The sequence below is a fragment of the Leisingera sp. ABM4_101 genome (genome assembly GCF_056158725.1).
The window spans coordinates 2,893,387-2,913,923 of sequence record NZ_JBSWTV010000002.1 but is presented as its reverse complement, the minus strand read 5'-3'; the positions used below and the strand labels follow the sequence as shown (position 1 = coordinate 2,913,923).

Genomic DNA, 20,537 nt, shown 5'->3' with positions numbered 1-20,537 from the left:
GAGGCCAAAGGCCCGGGCTTGACTATACCGGCCCCGGGAAACGGCGGCCGCAGGGGAGATTATCCATGACATCCGATGCTCAGGGAAATCGGCCGCTCAGCGAAGAAGAGCTTCAGGAACTTGTCGCGTCCTCCGACGCCGGCGCCCGCAACCCGGTGGGGAGCGTGGGTCTTTTCCTGGCGATCGTCGCCGTCATCTGGTCCGTGTTCCAAGTCATCCTGGCCTCGCCGGTGGCCAACCTGCTGCTGCCTGGCAGCGTAATCAACAACTCACGCCAAATCCATTTGGCCTTTGCTATTTTTCTGGCCTACGCGGCCTATCCTGCTTTTAAAACCAGCCCGCGAAATTACATCCCAGTACAGGATTGGATGTTCGCGCTGGCCGGTACTGCAATCGCGATGTATGGCTACATCTTCTACCAGAAAATCGTCGACTCCGGCGGACTTGCCGATGATATGGACAAGTGGTTTGCTCTCGCAGGCTTGCTCCTTCTGTTCGAAGCCGCCCGCCGCGCGCTTGGCCCGGCAATGGCGATCATCGCGACGATTTTCCTGCTCTACGTGTTCTTCGGCTCCTCCGAATGGGTACCTGAGGTTATCCGCTGGAAAGGCGCCAGCCTGAAAAAGGCGATGAGCCATATGTGGATCACCTCCGAGGGCGTGTTTGGCATTGCCCTGGGTGTCTCCACCAAGTTCGTTTTCCTCTTCGTGCTGTTCGGCGCGCTGCTGGATAAGGCAGGGGCTGGCAACTACTTCATCAAGATGGCGTTCGGCGCGCTTGGCCACCTGCGCGGCGGCCCGGCCAAGGCGGCTGTTGTGGGCTCTGCCGCAACCGGCCTGATTTCCGGCTCGTCCATCGCCAACGTGGTCACAACTGGCACCTTCACCATCCCGCTGATGAAACGGGTGGGCTTTACGTCGGAACAAGCCGGCTCGGTTGAGGTCGCGTCTTCGGTCAATGGCCAGATCATGCCGCCGGTCATGGGCGCTGCCGCCTTTTTGATGGTGGAATACGTGGGTATCTCCTACGTCGAGGTGATCACCCATGCCTTCCTGCCGGCTGCGATCTCTTACATCGCGCTGGTCTACATCGTGCACTTGGAAGCGGTGAAGCGGAACATGCCGACGCTCGGCAACCGCGTCGTCTCCATGGGCCGCACCATCGGCGGTATGGCTCTGTTCTTCGCGGGTTTTGCGGCGCTCTGCTATGGCGTCCAGTATCCAGTGAAATGGATCATCGCAGCGATGCCCGGTGCCTCTGGTTTGACCCTGTCGGCGCTGGTTGTAGCCGCTTACATTGCGCTGCTGTGGCTGGCTTCGGGTGTTGATGACTTGGTGCCGGATGATCCGAACGCCAAGGAGGTCGAACTGCCGGTGGTCGCCGAGATCTACAAGGCGGGTCTGCATTACCTGCTGCCGATCATCGTGCTGGTCTACTTCCTGATGATCGAACAGAAGTCTCCGGGCCTGTCGGCCTTTTGGGCAACCGCGCTGCTGTTTGTGATCCTGCTGACCCAGAAACCGCTCAAGGCGATCTTCCGCGGCCAGAGCAACATGGCAAACGCTTTCGCCGAAGGCGTGCATGACTTCTGGAACGGCCTGATTGACGGCGCCCGCAACATGATCGGCATCGCGCTGGCAACCGCCACGGCTGGCGTGATCGTGGGCACGGTGACCCTTACCGGCGTGGGCCAGGTGATGGCTGACCTGGTCGAATTTGTCTCGGGCGGAAACTTGATCCTGATGCTGGTGATGGTCGGCCTCTTGTCGCTGGTTCTGGGCATGGGCCTGCCGACCACTGCCAACTACATCGTTGTCAGCTCGCTGATGGCGGGTGTGGTGGTAGAACTGGGTGCGCAGTCCGGCCTCATCGTGCCGCTGATTGCCGTGCATCTGTTTGTGTTCTACTTCGGGATCATGGCTGACGTGACGCCGCCTGTGGGGCTTGCCAGTTTTGCCGCGGCGGCGGTGTCGGGCGGCGATGCGATCCGCACCGGTTTCACCGCCTTCTTTTACAGCTTGCGAACTGTGGCGCTGCCGTTTGTGTTCATCTTCAATACGGATCTTCTGCTGATCGACGTTGGCTGGACCCAGGGCATTCTTGTGGCCATATCAGCCACAATTGCGATTCTGGTCTTCACCGCCGGCACCATGGGCTACTTCGTCAGCCGCAACCGGATCTATGAGAGCGTTCTGCTGATCTTTGCAGCCTTTGCGCTGTTCCGCCCGGATTTCTTTATGGACCGGGTGATGCCGCCCTTTACCCAGGTGCCGCCCGCCCAATTGGCACAGGCGCTGGGAGAGGCTGAACCGGGGGCAGAGATCCGGATAACCGTGGAAGGCCCGGATTTCGACACCTCTGAGATCAAGAGCACAACAATGATCATAACCGCCGATGGCAGTGATGGTCAGGCTGCAGTGGACGCCTTCGGCCTGCTGCTGCTGGAGGAAGGCGGCGCTATCAAGCTGGAAGAGCCGATGTTCGGCACCCCGGCAGCCCCCAGCCTGGAGAGCTTCGATTTCTACGCAGATGAACCCGTGCAGATTGCCGCAATTCAGGCGCCAGCCAGCCAGCTTCCGAAGGAGCTGATGTTCCTGCCGGCGCTCCTGCTGGTGGCGTTAATTGCCTTGATGCAACGCGGCCGCGCGCGTGAAGAAGAAGGAGTAACAGCATGAGCAAACCCGTTCTTTGCGCCCTGGAGCTGAATGACCCGGTGCTGGACGAACATGTCCTGTCCCAGGCTGCCCGGCTTGCTGATCTGGATGGCGCCCAATTGGATGTCGTCAACGTATTGCCGGATTTCGGGGAAAGCTGGGTCTCGGGATTCTTCGAAGAGCACCACCACGAAAAGGCAGTCAAGGACACCACCCAACGGTTGACGGATCTGTGCGCCAAGGTTCTGGGCAAGGACCGTAACGCCAGCGTCCGCCATGTTGTTGCAACCGGCACCGCCTATCAGGAGATTCTGAAGGTCGCGGAGACCGCTGGCAGCGGACTTATTGTGATCGGTGCGCATAAGCCTGACCTCAAGGACTACCTGCTCGGGCCAAACGCGGCCCGGGTGATCCGGCATTCGGATTGCTCGGTCTTTGTGGTGCGCTGACACGGATTGGGGCGCCTACGGGCGCCCTAGTCGTATCCGGTCATCTCCAAATAGCCTTTGCCGCTGTGGCTGCCTGTGACCTTGACCGGCCCTTCCCAATAGGAAAAGGATGCACCGATCCAGCTTTGGGTGTTAAGTGATTGCACTTCCACAGAAACATCCCGTTCAGGCAAAACAACGCGCCAGCGGGTCGGGACGGTTCTGCCCTGAACTTCGCTGAACTCCAGCGGTTCTGCAATGAACGCCCCGGGTTCCAGCGAAGCAACGGTTCCGTCAGCGGAGATCCAGGTGCCGGAGGTGAAGTCCCCGGCATCACCGCGCAGGACAAATCCCATCAGCTTTTCACCGCTGGCAAAACTGAGCGAGAACCAGTCCCAGCCGCTTTGATCCTCCGCCAGGGGCTGGCTAGACCACTCCCGGTCCAGCCAGCCATGGCCGGTAACCTCAACTGGCCCATCAGGCAGCCTTAGTGTTCCTGCGACCCGGTATCGTGGCTGCGAATAGTAATAGCTCGCCTGTCCGCTGTCAGATTTGACGGAATATCCGTTGTTTCCATGAAGGACCAAGGGGCCCTCGGCGGTTAGATCCAGGGCGTAGGAAAACGCAGAAGACGACGCGGAAAGTGACAGGTTGTCAAGCGTTTGCCCTTCCGATTTCATCTCCCACTCGTCGATCCAGGCAGTGAAGGGATCCGGGCTTACACCAGCTTGACCCACGCCGCCCCGGGCGATGCGTTCCGCGAACATATGCGTCTCTGCCGAGGTCACTGCAGCATGCGCCATCCAGATTTGCGGGCTTTGCCAGCTCTCTGCCTCACCAGGAGAAAGTGCAGAGCGGAACAGGGTCCATTGGATCCCGTACTCCTCGCCGTCAGCGCTTTGAAGATTGGCGGTTAAGTACCACCATTCAATGCGGAAATCCGGATGGGGGGCATGATCTTCAGGAAAGGAAAGCTGTGTGCCGGTTTGCGGAACTGCAAAGCCTTCCGCATCTGTGCCCAATCCAGCATACCCTTGTGCAAAGGCCTCAGTGGACGTGAAAGCCGCAAACAACAGGGGGATGATCTTAACGTTCATTGGTAAAAACCCTGAGCAGATCCGACGGGTCCAGCCGGCCCAGACGGCTGGCCGGGAAGGCGGCTGCTGCCGCTGCAGCCAGCAGAGCCAGGAGCAGCAAGCGCAGCCATTCATAGGGAAACAAATGCATCGGCAGTCTCCAGCCAAACGCCTCCACATTGATCACCGCAAGCAATGCCCAGGCCAGAACCAGCCCAAGCGGCAGGGCCAGAACAGCGGTGAATGCAGCCAGCAGCAGGCTGCGCAGGACTTCGGCCGCAGCCAGTTGCCGGCGGCTTAGCCCCATCGCCCAAACCGGAGCAAGCTGCGGCAGCCGCTGGTTCCAAAGCGTCAGAAGGCTGGTCAGCATGGCAAAGGCCGCGACGCCCAGTGTCAGCACGTTCAACGCAGCAGTGATTGTGAAAGTGCGGTCAAACACAGCCAAGGACCGGGCTTTGATGCTGGCTTGATCCACGATGTTTTCCCGTGGAATGTCAAAGTCTTCCTTGATGGACTTGATCATTTCGGGAACCTCCCCGGGCGGCAGCCTCAATCCGAACTGGCGGTTGGGAATATCCGGCGTCCGCGCGAGCAGCGCCTGCAAGGACAGGATGGCCTGTGCATTTGGGTTGCCATAGTCAGAGTAGATGCCAGCAACCGTCAGCTCCCAACCAGGGGCGAGCGGCAGTTTCTGTCCAGGAGACAAGCTGTGGCGGCGGGCAAACTGCTCATTGATCAGCAGGGCCTGGCCTGATGCGATCCGCTCCCAAACTTGCGGCAACGCCTGCAGAAGCGGCCAGTTATCACGGTATGTGGCATGATCCACAATCCCGTAAACACGCAATGGGGCACCCTTATAGCGCAAGTCGCTGCGGCGGATGGGCAGGGCAGTGATCCCGCGGTCCTTTAACCAAAGCGCCAGTTGCTGCCCTTGCGCGTCGCTTGCTGCGGTAACATAGACCTCTGCCGCCAGGCGCTGATCCAGCCAGCCGGAAAAGGTGAGCCTGAAGCTGTAAACCATTGTTCCTACGCCAATGTTTGCGGCCAATGCCAGCAACAGCGCCATCAGGGACAAGGACATGCCCGGCAATTGCGCCCGGGTGTCCGCCCAAAGCCATTCTGAAAACGGGCGGGTGCTTAGCCTTGCGCCCGCCCTCAAGCCTATGGAGATAAGCAAGGGCAGCATCAGTGCTGTGCCCAGCATGATGCCTGCCAGAAAGGCAAATCCGGCGATCAGACCATCAAACAACTGCAACACCGCGCTGCCAAGCAGGATCAGGCAAAAGCCTGCGATGGCACCGAGCACATGTGTGCGCCCTGCCTGCTGCCCGCGGGCATGGGTTGCCGGGGCAGCCAGCAACGGCATCCGCCACAGGGCAAAAAGAGACTGCGCCGCCGCAAGGAATGTTCCACCCAGCGCCATTGCCAGGCCGGATGCGACCCATTGCAGGCGCAATGACAGGCTTCCGTCGATGTCCGCACCATAAAGGCCGGACAAGGTTGCCCTCACGTCCGGCAGCAGCGCCGCGGCCACCAGATAGCCACCCGCCAGCCCCAGGACGGCAGAAATTAGTGCGATGGCAGCAAGCTCTGCCGCCAGCAGCATCGCCAGCAGCCGCAGCGGCACACCCAGGCCGCGCAAGGTTCGGATCATGCCCCTGCGCTGCTCCAGGCTGAGGCTGATGGCACCCTGCACAATAAACAGCCCAACAGCAAAGGAGAGTAACCCGAAGGCGGTGAGGTTCAAATGAAAGCTATCGGTGAGGCGGGCGGTGTCTGCGGCAGCCGTTTGCCCGGACACCAGCGTAAGATCCGGCGCCAGTTCCGCAATCGGCAACACACCTGGGAGCTGATCGGGCATGACCACGAGATAGCTCAGCTCAGCCGGGCGGTTCAGCAGGCGGCTGACCAGGCTCAGATCAGCGATCAGGATGCCGTGCGGCAAAGTATCCGTGCTGGACACAGGTATGCCGCTCTGAGCGGCAGCGGCCAAGGCTGCGGTTTCTGGATGGGCGAACAAGCGCCCCGGTGGTGTCAACGCCTCCAGGGCCGGCACTTGTTCTTGTTCAGCCGCCGCGGCAAGCGTTGGAACCAAGGGGTGACTCAGAAGGTCAACCCCCATGATATCAAAGCGTTGCTGCCCGAACCTGACAGTGCCTTCAAGAACAGGGGAAACCTGCCATCCCGCCCGGCGCAGCGCCGCATACTGGCGCAGCGGGATGCTGCCGCTCTGCGGTGACAAACGGTCAAGGGACGCGGTGCCAAGCTGCTCAGCAGCCCTTGCATAGCTGGCACGCGCCTCTCCATTGATAGCCTGGACCGCCGACCATAGCCCCGTAGCCAAGGCCAATCCGGTGATCAGAACAGCAAGCTGCAGCGGATGGCGCCGCCAATGCGAAAGCATGGCAAGAAGCGCCGTGCGGGTCATGCTATCGTTCCCTGCCGTAGATGCAAGCGCCGGTCCAAGAGGCCGGCTATTGCAGCAGAATGTGTCACTAGAAACAGCGCTGTACCGCTTTCGCGCACGAGGTCCAGCATTAGCTCCATAACAGCCGCACTGGCGGTTTCATCGAGATTGCCGGTCGGCTCATCCGCCAGCAGCAGCTTGGGTCGCACAGCCAGCGCCCGCGCGATCGCAACTCTTTGCTGCTGACCGCCGGACAGCTGCTCCGGATAACGGCTCAGCAGCCCGGCAAGCCCCAGCCTGGCGGCCAGGGCCTGCCCCCAATTGGCGTCCCAGCGTCCGCCAAGCCGCGCATGAAGCGAAATATTCCGCGCGACGTCGAGTGAAGGGATCAGGTTAAACTGCTGAAAAACAATCGAAACCTTTTTCCTGCGGAGATCTGCGCGCTGGCCGTCGCCCAGGCCGGACAAAGGGGTGCCATCAATCTCGATTTCGCCGCTGCCAAAACGGTCCAGCGCGGCGGCAAGATGCAGCAGGGTGCTTTTTCCAGAGCCGCTGTCACCGGTCAGTGCGAGGCTGCGTCCGCCGGCAAGATCCAGCGAAATCCCGCGCAGAACCGCGGTTTCCTGAGTTTGGCCGGGATAGGCCTTGGTCACATTCCGGATCTTCAGAACCATCTTGAGGCTCCCTCCAGCGCCGTTGCGGTGTCTGCTTCGCAAGGGAACTCAATACTGCAAGCCTCAGAATGTCCAGCGTGGCAGAATGACGGAGGATTTCCACGGAACTGCAGTTGAGGGTTGGCGAGTGAATTTCTATGGTGCAGCCATGGCTTGAATAGGCAGTGCCGGGCAGGAGGGCTGGAATGACATTATGGAACCAGCTTCTTTGGGGCTCGATCTATCTCAGCGTTTGCCTGGTTTTGGAAATCTCTGTGCTGGTCTGGTGCTCGTCAGTTCTGAACAAACTGGCAGCGGGTTTTGCCAAACCCTTCAGACCCTGGCAAATCGGTATCATGCTCGTGGTGGCCATTTTCATCATTCTGGGCAGCCACACGGCACAGGTTTGGATATGGTCTGCGGCCTTTGTTCTGGTTGGGGCGATTGCGGACTGGAACACCTCAGTCTATTTTTCCTTGGCCACCTATACGACGCTGGGGTACGGCGATGTCGTTCTGGGCCCCGCGCTGCGGATTTTTGCCGCCTTTGCCGCTGTCACCGGACTTTTTGGCTTTGGCATCAGCACGGCCTTTCTGGTCAGCGCCATGGGCCGCCTTTTTTCCCTGAATGGTGAGAAAGCTGAGGCGATAGATTAAAGCACAGGAGCCAGCAACCGGGCCACTGGCGCCAGCAGGCGGACAGTGCTTGTTTGCTGTTCCAGCGGCTGGCTGAGTTCCGTGGAGTTATCGAAATCCTGGCTCAGCATTTGCGCTATTTCTTTCGCTGACCGCGGATCAAAAAACAGCGCCATGGTTTCAAAATTCAGGCGGAAGGACCGGTTGTCGAGATTGGCAGTCCCAATTCCGGACACCGTGTCATCAATCACAAAGCACTTTTGATGCATGAAACCATGCTGGTAGCGCAGGATCCGGACACCGGCCTCCCGCAGCTCATCAAAAAATGCAAAGGCCGCCAGCCATGGCAGGTAATGGTCAATGGAATCCGGCAAAAGGATACGTACATCAAGCCCGCGCAGCGCAGCGTGCTTCAGGGCAGCGGAGACCTCCTGGTCCGGAACAAGATAGGGAGAGGCCAGCCAAACGCGGTGCCGTGCGGCGCTGATGGCGGAAAAATACATCATGGAGCCATTGCCAAAGGCATTGCCGGGACCCGTCGAAACAATCAGCGCGGGCCGGTCCTGCGGCGAGGGTTCAGGTTCCCAGTTCAAAAGATCAATGATCTGTTCCTGCGTGCGCCAGTGCCAGTCCTCCGCAAAGGACAGCTGCAACTGCTGAACCACCGGACCTGTCAGCCTCACATGGGTGTCCCGCCAGCGGCCCAGGACCGGGTCCAGGCCGAGATATTCATCACCGGCATTCAAGCCGCCGGTAAATCCTATTCGCCCGTCGGCAATCACCGTTTTCCGGTGATTGCGGAAGTTGATCCGCAGCCGGCGCCATGGACGCCGCCGGGCTGCGGGATCGATCAGGTTTACGCCCGCGTCTTCCAGCTCCCGAAGGAAGCTTTGCGGCAGTTTGCGGCTGCCGATACTATCGGCCATGAACCAAACCGTTACGCCCCGCGCGGCTGCATTGATCAGCTTGCTCTGCAGTTTCCTGCCCAAACCATCTGCGCGAAAGATGTAGTATTGGACAAGTATATATTCCTGCGCATTATCAATCGCCTGGAAGATGGAGTTGAATGTGTTTTCGCCATTGGTCAGCAGTTCCATTCCATTGCCCCGGCACACAGCCATCCCGGCAATTGCTTCAAACACAGCAGAATCGACCGGCAGTTCCTTCGCATCTTCAGTCTGCGCGATTGTATAGGTCCTGATCGAGGCCACGGCTTGTTCCGCTTCGTGGCGGGCTTTCCAGTATCCTCTGAAGCGGTGGTCGCCAAAGACGGCATAGGCGGGCAGGGCGGCAACCGGGGCCGCCAGCAGGAACACAACCCAGCCAATGGCGCCCTGCGGCGTACGCGCCGTGCGGGCAGCGCTGAGCGCTGCAAGCCCCGCTGCAATCCAGGTTGCGGCCAGCGCCGCTGAGCTTAGAACAATCCAGAACATTCCAGGCCTTGGTGGCTGCCTCTATTGCAACCTAGCCCTGCAATCGCGCTGCCGCTACACCCGGTCGCGGCATCCGGGGAACAATATGAGAGTTTTTCCTGCAGATGCTGGCGTTTGCGCAACCTGTGTGGAACTCTGCCTCAATGCCGATTTTACCACCTTTCCGGCTTTGGCAGGCCGCCCTGATCACCGCCGCCCGCCGTTTCGGCCAGAAGAACGGATGGGTGATGAGCAGCCATATCGCGATGTCGATGATGCTGGCGCTGTTTCCATTTGTGCTGTTCACGGTGGCCCTGGCCGGTACGCTGGCGGGCTTGTTTTCCCAGAATGTCGAGTTGGACAGCATGACGGAACTGGTGTTCGGCGCCTGGCCCGAGTCGGTGGCCCGGCCGATCCTGGCTGAGGTCGAAGCCGTTTTGCAGACCTCCAGCACCCAGCTGGCGACATTGGGGGGGCTGTTTGCTCTCTATTTTGCATCAAATGGCGTGGACGCTGTTCGCATCGCTTTGGTGCAGGCCTATCACGACACTGACTCCCGGCCATTCTGGAAGACCCGCGGCCTGTGCATCGGGCTGGTGATCCTGGGCGGGGCAGGGATCCTTGCAGCTGCGGTTTTCGAACTTTTCCTGCCGCTGTACGTGCGTTACCTGGCGGACCTGCTGCCATTCGGACAGCTGCCCGGCCAATGGGAGCAGGGCTTGAGCGGCCTGTTTGCGGCTTTGCTGCCGGTTGGTGCCGTTCTGGCGTTTCACATCCTGCTGCCCGGCCGGGTCCACAGGCTGCGCCGGATACTTCCCGGGGTAATCCTGACACTGGTCCTGTGGCTGGCCGCGGGCAGCGGCTTTGCCGTCTATGTCGGTTCGTTTGCCCAGTATTCAGCCACCTATGCGGGGCTTGCCGGGGCAATGGCGGCGATGATCTTCCTCTACTTGAATGCCGCGATCCTGATCCTTGGGGCAGAATTCAACGGTGCGCTCATCGACATGGCTGACAGCCTGGGGCGGAAATAACAGCTGCGGCTTTGCGGCAACTGTTTCCTAATCTTGAACAATAAGGCAGCCTTGCCACAATTGAGCCTCCGTTCCGGCCCAATCCTCTTTTACCTACGCAGCATAGCAGCTGAACCAGAAGGGGCCATCATGACAAAACTGCAAAACAAACTGCGCCACATGAGGCTTTTTGAACTGATGCGCCAGCGTGAGATGGCCAGCCACGTCAGCCGCAAGCTGCGGGTGTCGCGGCTGACCGACGATGACGCGGAAGAGGCGATCCTGCTGCGCGAGCTGGCGGCGCGATCACTGACCACCCCGCACAGCCGCCGGGTCTAACCGGGCCTAGCCGCGGAACCCGGTGGCCACCACGAATTTCTCAGAGCTGTCCGACCGCGATGAGGGCGGCTTGATATTCATCACCTTGGTGAACTTCTGCTTCAGCAGCTTCTGCAGCTCCCCCTCGGCGCCGCCTGCCAGGACCTTGGCGACAAAGGTGCCGCCTTCCTCCAGAACATCAAAGGCGAAATAGGCCGCGGTTTCACACAGAGAGATGATCCGCAGGTGGTCGGTTTGCTTGTGCCCGGAACTCGCGGCCGCCATATCCGACATCACCACATCGGCCTTGCCGCCCAGCCAGCCCTTGACCAGCTCATCTGCGCCATCGTCCATGAAATCCAGCTGGTGGAACTCAGCCCCCGCAAGCGGTTCAACCTCCTGCAGGTCGACGCCAATGATGCGGCCCACGGCCTTGCCCGGTTTTTCACCTAATGCGTTGATCCGTTTCACCGCAACCTGCGCCCAGCCGCCCGGGGCGCACCCCAGGTCCACCACCCGGGCGCCGTTCACCAGGAAACGGAATTTATCGTCGAGCTCCATGATCTTGTAGGCCGCGCGGCCGCGGTAGCCTTCGGCCTGGGCGCGTTTGACGTAGGGGTCGTTCAACTGCCGCTGCAGCCAGCGGGTCGAGCTGAGCTTGCGGCCGCGGGCCGACTTTACCTTGACCTTGAGGTCGCGCTGTCCGCGGCCCGATGTGTTCTTACCAGTTGGTGTCTTAGCCATTTCCGCCACCGTATGCCCCGGGAGCGCGGAATTCTGCAAAAACTCCGGCCCGGAAAAATCCAATTTTCCGGCCCCGCCTAGTAGGGGCCGTCTTCCAGAACGCCATCCGCGCTCATCTGCGCATAAAGCAACCCCTCGCGCAGGCCGCGGTCCGCAACTGACAGCCTGTCTGTGGGCCAGCAGCGCAACAGCGCCTGCAGGATAGCGGATCCGGACATGATCAGGGCCTGCCGGTCCTCGCCGATGCGGGGGTCGCGGCGGCGGCCCTGGGGGCCGAGTTCTAGATAACCGCGGATCACTTTGTCAATCTGATCGCTGGTCATCCGCAGCCCATCCACCTTGGTGCGGTCATAACGCTTCAGCCCCAAATGCGAAGCGGCAACCGTAGTCACGGTGCCCGAGGTGCCCACGATCTGGAAGCCAGCGCGTGTTTGCTCGTCCTTATAGGGGGCGAAATCGGCCAGGTTTTCCTCAAAAAACCAGCTCATCAGAGCAAAACGTGCCGCGTCATCCTCCACATCATTAAATTGGTCGCGCAGGGTTGCGACGCCCAGCGGCACAGAGATCCAATCCACCACCTTGGCCGCGGGAAAGGGGCTTTCGGCTGTATGAAACCCGTTGTGCAGCCGCATGATCGCCGAGGGCCGGTCGCGCCGCAGCACCGAGGAAATGTCGATCCATACCAATTCCGTGGATCCGCCGCCGATGTCGACCACCAGAAGCTGTTCTGTCTTGGTGGACACCAGCGGCGCGCAGGAGATCACGGCCAGCCGTGCCTCTTCCTCCGGCTGGATGATTTCCAGCGTCAGACCGGTTTCCCGTTTCACCTGGCGGATAAAGTCGCGCGCGTTCTTGGCGCGGCGGCAGGCCTCAGTGGCCACCAGCCGCATCCGCCTGACCTTGTTGCGTTTCAGTTTCTGTTGGCAGATCCGCAGCGCCTGAATGGTGCGCGCCATTGAAGACCGTGACAGCCGCCCGGTCCGCTCCAGCCCGGCGCCGAGCTGCACCGACTTGGAGAAACTGTCGACCACATGAATACCGCTGCCCTTAGGCTGGGCGATCAGCATGCGGCAGCTATTTGTACCCAGATCCAGCGCGGCATAAAGCGCATCAGGATCGGGACGGGCCGGTGCAGGGGTCTCAACCGCTTTGGGAAACGCGCCCGCACCTTTCGAGCGCCTGGGCGCCATGATTCACGCCCTCCGATTATCGTGTTAACAACGACAATAGGTGCCCAGTTGCTGCGGCGCAAGCGTCAGGCGCCAGAAGTGGAGCAATTTCCACCGCTTCGAGGAAATCTCATAATTCACATGAATATTTTGGCGGTTTGGCCCGGTGGCATTCGCAGGTGTACAAAGCTAGTGTCGCGGCAGCAAAACGTCGCTCAATCCCATCGTGTTGTCGAAAATCGACCAACCTGCGGCGCGCCACCGCACTAGAACGTGGTCTATCCAGGCTAGGAGGAAATCAAGGCATGCCCGACGTAACGATCGTATACTGGCGCGATATCCCCGCGCAGGTCATCGTTGGCAAAGGCCGCCGCGGGGCCAAACGGCAGCTCGAAGAGCGGTTTGAGCAGGCCATCGACCGCGCGGCTATGAAGGTGAACGCCAAGGACAGCGACGCCTATCTTGCCGAATGGCGCAAGGCCGCGCCGTTTGCCGCAGACGGCGACGCAGCCGAGATTGCCGAAGCTGAGGCAACCCGCCTGGAAACGGAATACGATCAGGACCGCCTGAAGGCGCTGATCGCAAACGACGGATGGGCGTGAGCCTGACACCACTATGGGAGGCCGTGATGGCTTTGCTGAACTTTAAAAAACGCGATTCTGGCGCTGGCCAGGCTGCCACCCCCGAAATGGAAGCTTTCCTGAAAGGCTATTCCATCGAGGTGATGCCCCGTACCGCTGCCAAGGTCGAAGATTTCCGCGACCTGCTGCCCGCCGGCACCCGCGTCTACATCGCGCACATCGAAGGCACCCCGATCGAGGATATGGTCGAGACCGCCAAGCGTATCGCTGGCGAAGGCTACGATGTGATGCCGCACTTCCCGGCGCGTATCATCAAGGACAAGGCGACCCTGGGTGATTGGATCAACCGTTACCAGGGCGAAGCCGGCGTCAAGCAGGGCTTGATCCTGGCAGGCGGTGTTGCCAAGCCGCATGGTGATTTCGACAGCTCCATGCAGTTGCTGGAGACGGGCCTGTTCGACCAGGCGGGCTTTACCAACCTGCACGTTGCGGGCCATCCCGAGCCGAACTTGGATATCGATCCGAACGGCGGCCGTGCCAACACCTACGCGGCACTGGACTGGAAACAGGAATTCTCCAAGCGCACCGATGCGCAGATGGCGCTGGCAACCCAGTTCTGCTTCGAAGCTCAGCCGGTAATCGACTGGGTGAACGAGCTGAAAGAGCGCGGAATGAACCTGCCGGTCCACATCGGCATCGCAGGCCCGGCCAAGCTGCAGACCATGATCAAATTCGCCATTGCTTGCGGCGTGGGCCCGTCGCTGAAAGTGCTGCAGAAGCGCGCCAAGGACGTTTCCAAGCTGCTGCTGCCGCATGAGCCGGGTGAAATTCTGGCGGATCTGGCAGCCCATAAGGCCGCCAACCCGGACTTCCAGATTGAGAAGGTCCACTTCTTCCCGCTGGGTGGCATCAAGACCAATGCCACCTGGGCCATCAACAACGGCGGCGATTCCGCCAAGCCGGTTAACTCCTAAGGATCCACAATGACCCGTACAGTCGTAAATCAAAAACAAAAACCGCGGTCCTGGGCTTTGATGAGCCGTTCTGCGTGATCGGTGAGCGCATCAACCCGACCGGCCGCAAGAAACTGGCGGCCGAGCTGGAAGCCGGCGATTTCTCCACCGTTGAAAAGGACGCTGTGGCCCAAGTTCTGGCCGGGGCAACCGTGCTCGATATCAACGCGGGCGTGGTCTACAACTCCAACCCGAACCCGAACGAAACCGAGCCCCCGCTGATGAAGAAGATCGTCGAGCTGGTGCAGGGCCTGGTCGACGTGCCGCTGTGCATCAACTCTTCGGTTCCCGGCGCGCTCGAAGCCGGTCTGGAAATCTGCGAAGGCCGTCCGCTGCTGAACTCTGTCACCGGCGAAGAAGAGCGCCTGGAACAGATCCTGCCGCTGGTCAAAAAATACAACGTGCCGGTCGTGGCGATCTCCAACGACGACACTGGCATCTCGGAAGATCCCGATGTGCGTTTTGCCGTCGCCAAGAAGATCGTCGAGCGTGCTGCCGACTTTGGCATCCCGGCGCATGACATCGTGGTTGACCCGCTGGTGATGCCGGTTGGCGCAATGGCAACTGCCGGCCTGCAGGTTTTTGCCCTGGTCCGCCGCCTGCGCGAAGAGCTGGGCGTGAACACCACCTGCGGTGCGTCCAACATCTCCTTCGGCCTGCCGAACCGCCACGGCATCAACAACGCCTTCCTGCCGATGGCAATGGGCGCGGGCATGACCTCTGCGATCATGAACCCGGTAGCGCTGCCGGTGACCCAAAAGGCAATCGCCGAGAAAAAAGCTGCGGTGGAAGCCGCCGGCATCATCCTGCCGGAAGGCATGGACGATGAGGCATTTGTCACCATGTTCGGCCTCGGCTCCACCAAGCCGCGCGCCGGTAAGGAAATGGAAGCCATCCGCGCTGCCAACTTCCTGACCAACAACGACCCGCATGGCGGTGAGTGGATCAAGTTCAACAAGGCGCCCGCCGCTGAAGGCGAAGAAGGCCGCGGCCGTGGCGGCCGCGCCGGCGGACGCCGCCGCCGCGCCTGATCCGCGCAGCAGCAAGACCTTTGAAAGCCGGGCCAAGTGCCCGGCCTTCTTTTTGACCGCAACAGGTTGCTGTGGAAACTGCTCTTAACGCGCGGCAGCGGCCCGCAAGGGTAGGTTGAGTCAGCGGAACGGCAGGAAGCGCCATTTGCTGCGTGGAACGGCGGCAATTCGAAGCGGTCTGCAATGGGAAAAGTGGCGGAGAGACAGGGATTCGAACCCTGGGTGGGCTTGCACCCACAACGGTTTTCGAGACCGCCCCGTTCGACCACTCCGGCACCTCTCCGCGGGGGGTGAGGCGCGGTTTAATGTTGATTCCGGACCGGCGCAAGGGGCGAATTGCAGCTTTGGCAAAAAAAGCCGGTTTCCCGTTGTCAGCCAAAGGTTTTTGCCTAGATTTGCCCTATGCGTATGATCCTCAATTCCGCCATGCTTCTTTTGCGTGCCCTTGCTTTTCTGGGGCTTTCCTTTGCTTTACTCGCGCAGCCGGGCGGCGCCGCGGACCGGGAGCGGGTCGCTGCGTTTCTCGAAGTGACCGGCTTTGACGTGGCGCTGGACAGTATCGCCCTGTCAGCCTCAAGCGCGCCGGAGATGCTGGGCGTTGATGCGGGAGCCTTTGGCAGTCAGTGGACCCGCCTGTCTGAGGATGTGTTTGATACGGCCGAAATGCGCAGCCTTGCGCTGGAAATCCTGGAAAACACCCTGGACGATGCTGCGCTGGACCATGCCGCATCGTTTTACGCCAGCGACCTGGGCCGCCGCCTGGTACGGGCGGAAAACGCGTCCCACTTGATAGAGGATGACGAAGTTAAGCAACTTGCCGGGAATCGGATCATTTCCGATCTGGTCAAGGCAGGCAGCACGCGCGTTGCCCTGTACCAGCGGATGGGGGCGGCAATTGATGCCGCAGGCACTGGCGTCAGGGCGCTGCAACAGATCCAGTTCCGGTTCCTGATGGCTGCTGCGGCTGCCGGTGTGATCAAGCTGGAACTGGATGCGGACAGGCTGCAGGCGCTGATGAAGGAGCAGGAGGGCGAGTTGCGCCTCAGCCTGCAGGCCTCCAGCCTTGCCGCTTCTGCCTATACGTATCAGGAGTTCACGGACGCCGAGGTGCAGGCCTATGTCGAGGCCCTGGAGGAGGCGCCGATGCAACGGGTGTATGAGCTGCTGAACGCGGTCCAGTACGAGATTACCGCCAACCGTTTTGAGGAGCTGGCGCATCGCATGGCAGAGCTCACACCGGGACAGGATATCTGACCCAGAGGGCATTCCGCCCGGCCTGTGGAAAACAGGTTGACACAGCAGGAATTCCGAACCATAAGCCCGCATCCCGGCCCGGATTCCGCGTGCCGGGGTTCATTTGTAATACGCCCCGCAAAGGGGCGCGCTGTTCGAGGCGGCATCTGCCGAAACACCCGCAAGGGGGCCGTAGGACGCGGTTGGAAAAGGAAAGACGCACATGTTTGCGGTCCTCAAGACTGGCGGCAAGCAGTACAAGGTTCAGGCGGGCGACGTGCTCCGCGTTGAAAAACTGGCTGCTGATGCTGGCGAAACCATCCAATTCGACGAAGTTCTGATGCTGGGCGGCGACGCACCGGTTGTTGGCGCTCCGCTGATCGAAGGCGCTGCTGTCAAAGCGGAAGTCATCGACCAGATCAAAGGCGACAAGGTCATCAACTTCGTCAAACGCCGCCGGAAGCACTCCTCCAAGCGCACCGTCGGCCACCGTCAGAAACTGACCCTGGTCCGGATCACCGAGATCCTGGCATCCGGCGCAACCAAATCTGCTCCGAAAGCCGCCGCCAAAGCTGCACCCGCTGCTGCCGAAGCCGCCGGTTCGGACGATCTGACCCAGCTGACCGGCGTCGGCCCCGCCGCAGCCGCGAAACTGGCAGACGCAGGCCTCACCAGCTTTGCCCAGATCGCAGCCTTGTCCGAAGACGACATTGCTGGTATCGAAGCAATCAAAGTGAAGCCCGAGTGGGTTGAGCAGGCCAAAGAGCTGGCCAAAGGCTAAGGAGAGAGAGAATGGCACATAAGAAAGCTGGCGGTTCCTCACGCAACGGCCGCGACTCCGCGGGCCGCCGCCTTGGCGTGAAACTCTACGGTGGCCAGGCGGCCATCGCAGGGAACATCATCGTGCGTCAGCGCGGCACCAAGTTCTGGGCCGGCGAAGGCGTGGGCATGGGCAAGGATCACACCCTGTTCGCAACTGCCGACGGTGCTGTAAGCTTCCGCAAAGGCCTGAAAGGCCGCACCTTTGTATCGGTTCTCCCAGTGGCGGAGGCCGCTGAGTAAGCCGACCCGAAGGGTAAAGAAATCTTTAGGGGGATCGGCTATACGGCCGGTCCCCCTTTCTGTTTCCGGATGCGAGTTTAAGATGATCTTTTCTGCCAGAACTGAAGGCCGGTATATTTTGGCGCAAAAACTGCGCGCTCACGCCGTGCCAACGGAAATTTTTGAACGAATTGAACCCTGTATGCCTTGCCTGACAGGCCTGGCACACACATCTGAGTTAAACCGCGCAGCCAGCCGCGGATCGTGCGGATGCCCGGCATCCGGCAGAGGAGGAGCACAGAAATGAACCTGGAACAGATCGTGTGCCAGCAAGTGATTGAAACGGAACGTTTTATCCTGCGCCCTTTGCGCAAATCCGACGCTGGGCTGATTGAGCATTATGTCAGTGATGAACGTGTCGCCCGTATGACCCGCTCAGTGCCGCACCCTTTGCCGCCCGGAGCAGCTGAGGCCTTTGTGGCGCGCGCCATGGCGGAAGAGCGGGACGAGGATGTCTGGGTGATTGATGGCACTGTTGAGGGTGACTCCGAGCTGAAAGGTGTTATCGGTCTCAAGCGGATGGACCGCAATCAGTCCGAGGTCTCTTATTGGACGGCGCCGCCGTTCTGGAACACCGGGCTGGCCTCTGCGGCTCTGAAGGCGCTGGTTGATGCCAACCCGCAAGGGAACGATGCGATGTTTGCCTCTGTTTTTCAGGACAACCCGGCCTCGGCCCGGGTGCTGATCCATTGCGGCTTTGATTATCTGGGCGACGCCGAAAGCTATTCGGTGGCGCGCGACACCTCTGTTCCAACATGGACTTACAGCCGAAAACTGTGATTGGCGCGGCGCGCGCTTTGCGGTAAGGCAATCGAAACAGTCCCGCCATGGCCCCGGGCCTTGGCGGGACACTTGTACTGCGCGGTTGGGCAGGGGCCTGCCGCATTAAGGAGCTGTCATGAAATTCCTCGATCTGGCAAAGGTCTATATCCGCTCGGGCGCCGGCGGGAACGGCTGCGTCAGCTTCCGCCGTGAGAAATACATCGAATACGGCGGCCCGGACGGGGGCGACGGCGGCAAGGGCGGTTCGGTCTGGGCTGAAGTCACCGAAGGGCTGAACACCCTGATCGACTTCCGTTACCAGCAGCATTTCTTTGCAAAGAACGGCCAGTCCGGCATGGGCCGCCAGCGCACCGGCAAGGATGGCGACGACATCATCCTGCGCGTGCCTGTCGGGACGGAGATCCTGGACGAGGATCAGGAAACGGTGCTGGCCGACCTCACCGTGCCCGGCGAGCGTGTGCCGCTGGCCAAGGGCGGCAACGGCGGTTTCGGCAACCTGCATTTCAAATCCGCCACCAACCAGGCGCCGCGCCGGGCCAACCCGGGTCAGGAAGGGGTTGAGCGCACCATCTGGCTGCGGCTCAAGCTGATCGCAGATGCAGGTCTGCTGGGCCTGCCCAACGCTGGCAAATCGACCTTCCTGTCGGCCACTTCCAATGCCCGGCCCAAGATTGCGGATTACCCGTTTACCACGCTGCACCCGAACTTGGGCGTGGTCGGCATTGACAACACCGAATTTGTGGTCGCGGACATCCCTGGCCTGATCGAAGGCGCACATGAGGGTAAAGGGATCGGCGACCGCTTCCTGGGTCATGTGGAGCGCTGCGCGGTGCTTCTGCACCTGATCGACGGAACCTCTGACACTGTGGTTGAGGACTACGAGACCATCATTGGTGAACTGGAGGCCTATGGCGGCGTTCTAGCCACCAAGACCCGGATCACCGCGCTCAACAAAGTTGATGCGATTGATCCGGAGGAGCTGGAAGATAAGCGTGCCGCTTTGGAGGCGGCTGTGGGCGGCCCGGTGCATCTGATGTCCGGTGTCAGCCGACAGGGGGTGAATGAGATCCTGCGCGCCCTGCGCAATGAGATCGACGACGACCGCCTGCGGATGAAACCCGCCGAGGAGGAAAAGCCTTGGCAGCCCTGACGTCGGCAAAACGGATTGTTGTCAAAATCGGCTCGGCACTGCTGGTTGACCGGGAAACCGGCGAGCTGCGCGCGGGCTGGCTGCATTCGCTGGCCAATGATGTTGCCTGGCTGAAATCCCGCGGCACCGATGTTGTGCTGGTATCTTCCGGCTCTATCGCTCTGGGCCGCGGTGTGCTGGGCCTGCCGCGTGCCGATCTGCCGCTGGAGCAGTCCCAGGCCGCCGCTGCAGTCGGCCAAATCCGCCTGGCCCGCGCCTATGAGGAGGCACTGGCCCCCCACCGTATCACCACTGCGCAGGTGCTGGTGACGCTGGAAGACAGCGAAAACCGCCGCCGGTACCTGAATTCCCGCGCGACGCTTGAAACACTGCTGGGCATGGGCGCGGTGCCCATCGTCAACGAAAACGACACCATCGCAACGGATGAAATCCGCTATGGCGACAACGACCGTTTGGCGGCGCAGGTTGCGGTAACGGTCGGGGCGGATGCTTTGATCCTGTTGTCTGATGTCGATGGCTTCTACAGCGCCAACCCGGCCTTGGACCCGGACGCCAAGCGCTATGACCGGATTGACGAGATCACGCCCGAGATTGAGGCGATGGCGGGCGATGGCGTTTCCGGCCTGTCCAAGGGCGGCATGATCACCAAACTGCTGGCGGCCAAAATGGCAACCGCCGCAGGCTGCGCCATGGCAATTACTGAAGGTTCACCTTTGAACCCGTTGAAAACGCTTGAGGAAGGCGTGCCTTGCACCTGGTTCACCGGGCAGGGGGATCCGCAGGCCGCGCGCAAGCGCTGGATTGCGGCGATGAAGACCCGCGGCGTTCTGACCATCGACGAAGGCGCGGCCCATGCGCTGATGTCCGGCAAAAGCCTGCTGCCCGCAGGCGTCCGTCATGTGGAGGGTGACTTTGGCCGCGGCGATCCGCTGGCCATCCTTGGCCCAGACGGGCGCAAACTGGGGCAGGGGCTGTCGCGCTATACCGCCGATGAGGCCCGTGCCATCCAGGGGCGCCAATCGCAGGAGATCGAGGCGACGCTGGGCTATCCCGGCCGCGCTGCACTGATCCACCGCGATGATATGGCGCTTTGAACGCACCACCTGATAGTTTATTCCAGCCGGGACGGCACCCAGTGC

General features: G+C 60.9%; 19 protein-coding genes, 1 tRNA gene and 1 pseudogene. 14 read left to right on the top strand and 7 right to left on the bottom strand.

Annotated features, from left to right (window positions below):
* Positions 1-65 precede the first annotated feature (65 nt).
* Positions 66-2,675: a TRAP transporter permease gene (locus ACXAEK_RS15440; RefSeq protein WP_475043225.1), complete on the top strand. Its 2,610-nt coding sequence runs from the start codon at positions 66-68 to the stop codon at positions 2,673-2,675.
* Positions 2,672-3,103: a universal stress protein gene (locus ACXAEK_RS15435; RefSeq protein ID WP_475043223.1), complete on the top strand. Its 432-nt coding sequence runs from the start codon at positions 2,672-2,674 to the stop codon at positions 3,101-3,103. The genes ACXAEK_RS15440 and ACXAEK_RS15435 overlap by 4 nt, the downstream gene beginning before the upstream one ends.
* A gap of 26 nt (positions 3,104-3,129) precedes the next feature.
* Here ACXAEK_RS15435 and ACXAEK_RS15430 read toward each other — a convergent pair whose 3' ends face one another.
* From ACXAEK_RS15430 to ACXAEK_RS15420, 3 genes are read right to left on the bottom strand one after another with little or no spacing between them, the layout of a single operon-like run.
* Complete coding sequence (locus tag ACXAEK_RS15430) at positions 3,130-4,179, bottom strand: lipocalin-like domain-containing protein (protein ID WP_475043222.1); 1,050 nt, start codon at positions 4,177-4,179, stop codon at positions 3,130-3,132.
* The gene (locus ACXAEK_RS15425) at positions 4,169-6,586 is read right to left on the bottom strand and encodes an FtsX-like permease family protein (protein WP_475043221.1); all 2,418 of its coding nucleotides are present in this window, start codon (positions 6,584-6,586) and stop codon (positions 4,169-4,171) included. The genes ACXAEK_RS15430 and ACXAEK_RS15425 overlap by 11 nt, the downstream gene beginning before the upstream one ends.
* On the bottom strand, positions 6,583-7,239 hold the full coding sequence (locus ACXAEK_RS15420; protein WP_475043219.1) for an ABC transporter ATP-binding protein: 657 nt from the start codon (positions 7,237-7,239) through the stop codon (positions 6,583-6,585). Before ACXAEK_RS15420 ends, ACXAEK_RS15425 begins: the two co-directional genes overlap by 4 nt.
* Positions 7,240-7,424: 185 nt before the next feature.
* Between ACXAEK_RS15420 and ACXAEK_RS15415 the strand changes: the two genes are divergently transcribed.
* Positions 7,425-7,874 (top strand): ion channel, encoded by a 450-nt coding sequence (locus ACXAEK_RS15415; RefSeq protein WP_475043217.1) that lies wholly within the window; start codon positions 7,425-7,427, stop codon positions 7,872-7,874.
* On the opposite strand, the gene cls is transcribed toward ACXAEK_RS15415, so the two are convergent.
* Positions 7,871-9,286: a cardiolipin synthase gene (gene cls, locus ACXAEK_RS15410; protein ID WP_475043214.1), complete on the bottom strand. Its 1,416-nt coding sequence runs from the start codon at positions 9,284-9,286 to the stop codon at positions 7,871-7,873. The genes ACXAEK_RS15415 and cls overlap by 4 nt on opposite strands.
* A gap of 143 nt (positions 9,287-9,429) precedes the next feature.
* Here cls and ACXAEK_RS15405 point away from each other — a divergent pair, with 143 nt between their 5' ends.
* Together ACXAEK_RS15405 and ACXAEK_RS15400 are read left to right on the top strand one after the other, a co-directional pair.
* On the top strand, positions 9,430-10,296 hold the full coding sequence (locus ACXAEK_RS15405; protein ID WP_475043212.1) for a YihY/virulence factor BrkB family protein: 867 nt from the start codon (positions 9,430-9,432) through the stop codon (positions 10,294-10,296).
* Between the two features lie 129 nt (positions 10,297-10,425).
* Positions 10,426-10,614 (top strand): hypothetical protein, encoded by a 189-nt coding sequence (locus ACXAEK_RS15400; protein WP_475043211.1) that lies wholly within the window; start codon positions 10,426-10,428, stop codon positions 10,612-10,614.
* A 6-nt stretch (positions 10,615-10,620) separates the two neighbouring features.
* On the opposite strand, the gene ACXAEK_RS15395 is transcribed toward ACXAEK_RS15400, so the two are convergent.
* Together ACXAEK_RS15395 and ACXAEK_RS15390 are read right to left on the bottom strand one after the other, a co-directional pair.
* On the bottom strand, positions 10,621-11,337 hold the full coding sequence (locus ACXAEK_RS15395; RefSeq protein WP_475043209.1) for an RlmE family RNA methyltransferase: 717 nt from the start codon (positions 11,335-11,337) through the stop codon (positions 10,621-10,623).
* 77 nt (positions 11,338-11,414) lie between these two features.
* Positions 11,415-12,527: a Ppx/GppA phosphatase family protein gene (locus ACXAEK_RS15390; protein WP_475043207.1), complete on the bottom strand. Its 1,113-nt coding sequence runs from the start codon at positions 12,525-12,527 to the stop codon at positions 11,415-11,417.
* Positions 12,528-12,811: 284 nt separating this feature from the next.
* On the opposite strand from ACXAEK_RS15390, the gene ACXAEK_RS15385 reads away from it, so the two are divergent.
* From ACXAEK_RS15385 to ACXAEK_RS15375, 3 genes and pseudogenes are all read left to right on the top strand, one after another.
* Entirely contained in the window at positions 12,812-13,108 is a 297-nt protein-coding gene (locus ACXAEK_RS15385; RefSeq protein ID WP_475043205.1) for a virulence factor, read from the top strand.
* A 26-nt stretch (positions 13,109-13,134) separates the two neighbouring features.
* Positions 13,135-14,061 (top strand): methylenetetrahydrofolate reductase, encoded by a 927-nt coding sequence (locus ACXAEK_RS15380; RefSeq protein ID WP_475043203.1) that lies wholly within the window; start codon positions 13,135-13,137, stop codon positions 14,059-14,061.
* A 9-nt stretch (positions 14,062-14,070) separates the two neighbouring features.
* A pseudogene (locus tag ACXAEK_RS15375) lies at positions 14,071-15,131 on the top strand (methyltetrahydrofolate cobalamin methyltransferase).
* A gap of 193 nt (positions 15,132-15,324) precedes the next feature.
* On the opposite strand, the gene ACXAEK_RS15370 reads toward ACXAEK_RS15375, so the two are convergent.
* Positions 15,325-15,414: transfer RNA gene (locus tag ACXAEK_RS15370), tRNA-Ser, on the bottom strand.
* 119 nt (positions 15,415-15,533) lie between these two features.
* Between ACXAEK_RS15370 and ACXAEK_RS15365 the strand changes: the two genes are divergently transcribed.
* The 6 genes from ACXAEK_RS15365 (at position 15,534) to proB (ending at position 20,492) form a co-directional block, all read left to right on the top strand.
* Positions 15,534-16,385 (top strand): DUF2059 domain-containing protein, encoded by an 852-nt coding sequence (locus tag ACXAEK_RS15365; RefSeq protein WP_475043201.1) that lies wholly within the window; start codon positions 15,534-15,536, stop codon positions 16,383-16,385.
* Positions 16,386-16,587: 202 nt separating this feature from the next.
* Positions 16,588-17,145: a 50S ribosomal protein L21 gene (rplU, locus tag ACXAEK_RS15360; protein WP_475043200.1), complete on the top strand. Its 558-nt coding sequence runs from the start codon at positions 16,588-16,590 to the stop codon at positions 17,143-17,145.
* An 11-nt stretch (positions 17,146-17,156) separates the two neighbouring features.
* Complete coding sequence (rpmA, locus tag ACXAEK_RS15355) at positions 17,157-17,426, top strand: 50S ribosomal protein L27 (protein ID WP_019297807.1); 270 nt, start codon at positions 17,157-17,159, stop codon at positions 17,424-17,426.
* Between the two features lie 282 nt (positions 17,427-17,708).
* Complete coding sequence (locus ACXAEK_RS15350; protein WP_475043198.1) at positions 17,709-18,245, top strand: GNAT family N-acetyltransferase; 537 nt, start codon at positions 17,709-17,711, stop codon at positions 18,243-18,245.
* Between the two features lie 118 nt (positions 18,246-18,363).
* A complete protein-coding gene (obgE, locus tag ACXAEK_RS15345) occupies positions 18,364-19,398 on the top strand; it encodes a GTPase ObgE (protein WP_475043197.1) in 1,035 nt (344 codons plus the stop codon).
* Positions 19,386-20,492, top strand: coding sequence for a glutamate 5-kinase (proB, locus tag ACXAEK_RS15340; RefSeq protein WP_475043195.1), 1,107 nt, complete (start codon positions 19,386-19,388; stop codon positions 20,490-20,492). Before obgE ends, proB begins: the two co-directional genes overlap by 13 nt.
* The last annotated feature ends 45 nt before the right edge of the window (positions 20,493-20,537 follow it).

Excerpts from the sequence above, each read along its gene's own strand:
- obgE (WP_475043197.1), top strand. The coding sequence starts at position 18,364 with ATGAAATTCCTCGATCTGGCAAAGGTCTATATCCGCTCGGGCGCCGGC.
- ACXAEK_RS15350 (WP_475043198.1), top strand. The coding sequence starts at position 17,709 with ATGAACCTGGAACAGATCGTGTGCCAGCAAGTGATTGAAACGGAACGT.
- ACXAEK_RS15415 (WP_475043217.1), top strand. The coding sequence starts at position 7,425 with ATGACATTATGGAACCAGCTTCTTTGGGGCTCGATCTATCTCAGCGTT.
- rplU (WP_475043200.1), top strand. The coding sequence starts at position 16,588 with ATGTTTGCGGTCCTCAAGACTGGCGGCAAGCAGTACAAGGTTCAGGCG.
- ACXAEK_RS15405 (WP_475043212.1), top strand. The coding sequence starts at position 9,430 with ATGCCGATTTTACCACCTTTCCGGCTTTGGCAGGCCGCCCTGATCACC.
- ACXAEK_RS15420 (WP_475043219.1), bottom strand. The coding sequence starts at position 7,239 with ATGGTTCTGAAGATCCGGAATGTGACCAAGGCCTATCCCGGCCAAACT.
- rpmA (WP_019297807.1), top strand. The coding sequence starts at position 17,157 with ATGGCACATAAGAAAGCTGGCGGTTCCTCACGCAACGGCCGCGACTCC.
- ACXAEK_RS15400 (WP_475043211.1), top strand. The coding sequence starts at position 10,426 with ATGACAAAACTGCAAAACAAACTGCGCCACATGAGGCTTTTTGAACTG.
- ACXAEK_RS15385 (WP_475043205.1), top strand. The coding sequence starts at position 12,812 with ATGCCCGACGTAACGATCGTATACTGGCGCGATATCCCCGCGCAGGTC.
- cls (WP_475043214.1), bottom strand. The coding sequence starts at position 9,286 with ATGTTCTGGATTGTTCTAAGCTCAGCGGCGCTGGCCGCAACCTGGATT.
- ACXAEK_RS15440 (WP_475043225.1), top strand. The coding sequence starts at position 66 with ATGACATCCGATGCTCAGGGAAATCGGCCGCTCAGCGAAGAAGAGCTT.
- ACXAEK_RS15390 (WP_475043207.1), bottom strand. The coding sequence starts at position 12,527 with ATGGCGCCCAGGCGCTCGAAAGGTGCGGGCGCGTTTCCCAAAGCGGTT.
- ACXAEK_RS15380 (WP_475043203.1), top strand. The coding sequence starts at position 13,135 with ATGGCTTTGCTGAACTTTAAAAAACGCGATTCTGGCGCTGGCCAGGCT.
- ACXAEK_RS15430 (WP_475043222.1), bottom strand. The coding sequence starts at position 4,179 with ATGAACGTTAAGATCATCCCCCTGTTGTTTGCGGCTTTCACGTCCACT.
- ACXAEK_RS15435 (WP_475043223.1), top strand. The coding sequence starts at position 2,672 with ATGAGCAAACCCGTTCTTTGCGCCCTGGAGCTGAATGACCCGGTGCTG.
- ACXAEK_RS15365 (WP_475043201.1), top strand. The coding sequence starts at position 15,534 with ATGCGTATGATCCTCAATTCCGCCATGCTTCTTTTGCGTGCCCTTGCT.
- ACXAEK_RS15425 (WP_475043221.1), bottom strand. The coding sequence starts at position 6,586 with ATGACCCGCACGGCGCTTCTTGCCATGCTTTCGCATTGGCGGCGCCAT.
- ACXAEK_RS15395 (WP_475043209.1), bottom strand. The coding sequence starts at position 11,337 with ATGGCTAAGACACCAACTGGTAAGAACACATCGGGCCGCGGACAGCGC.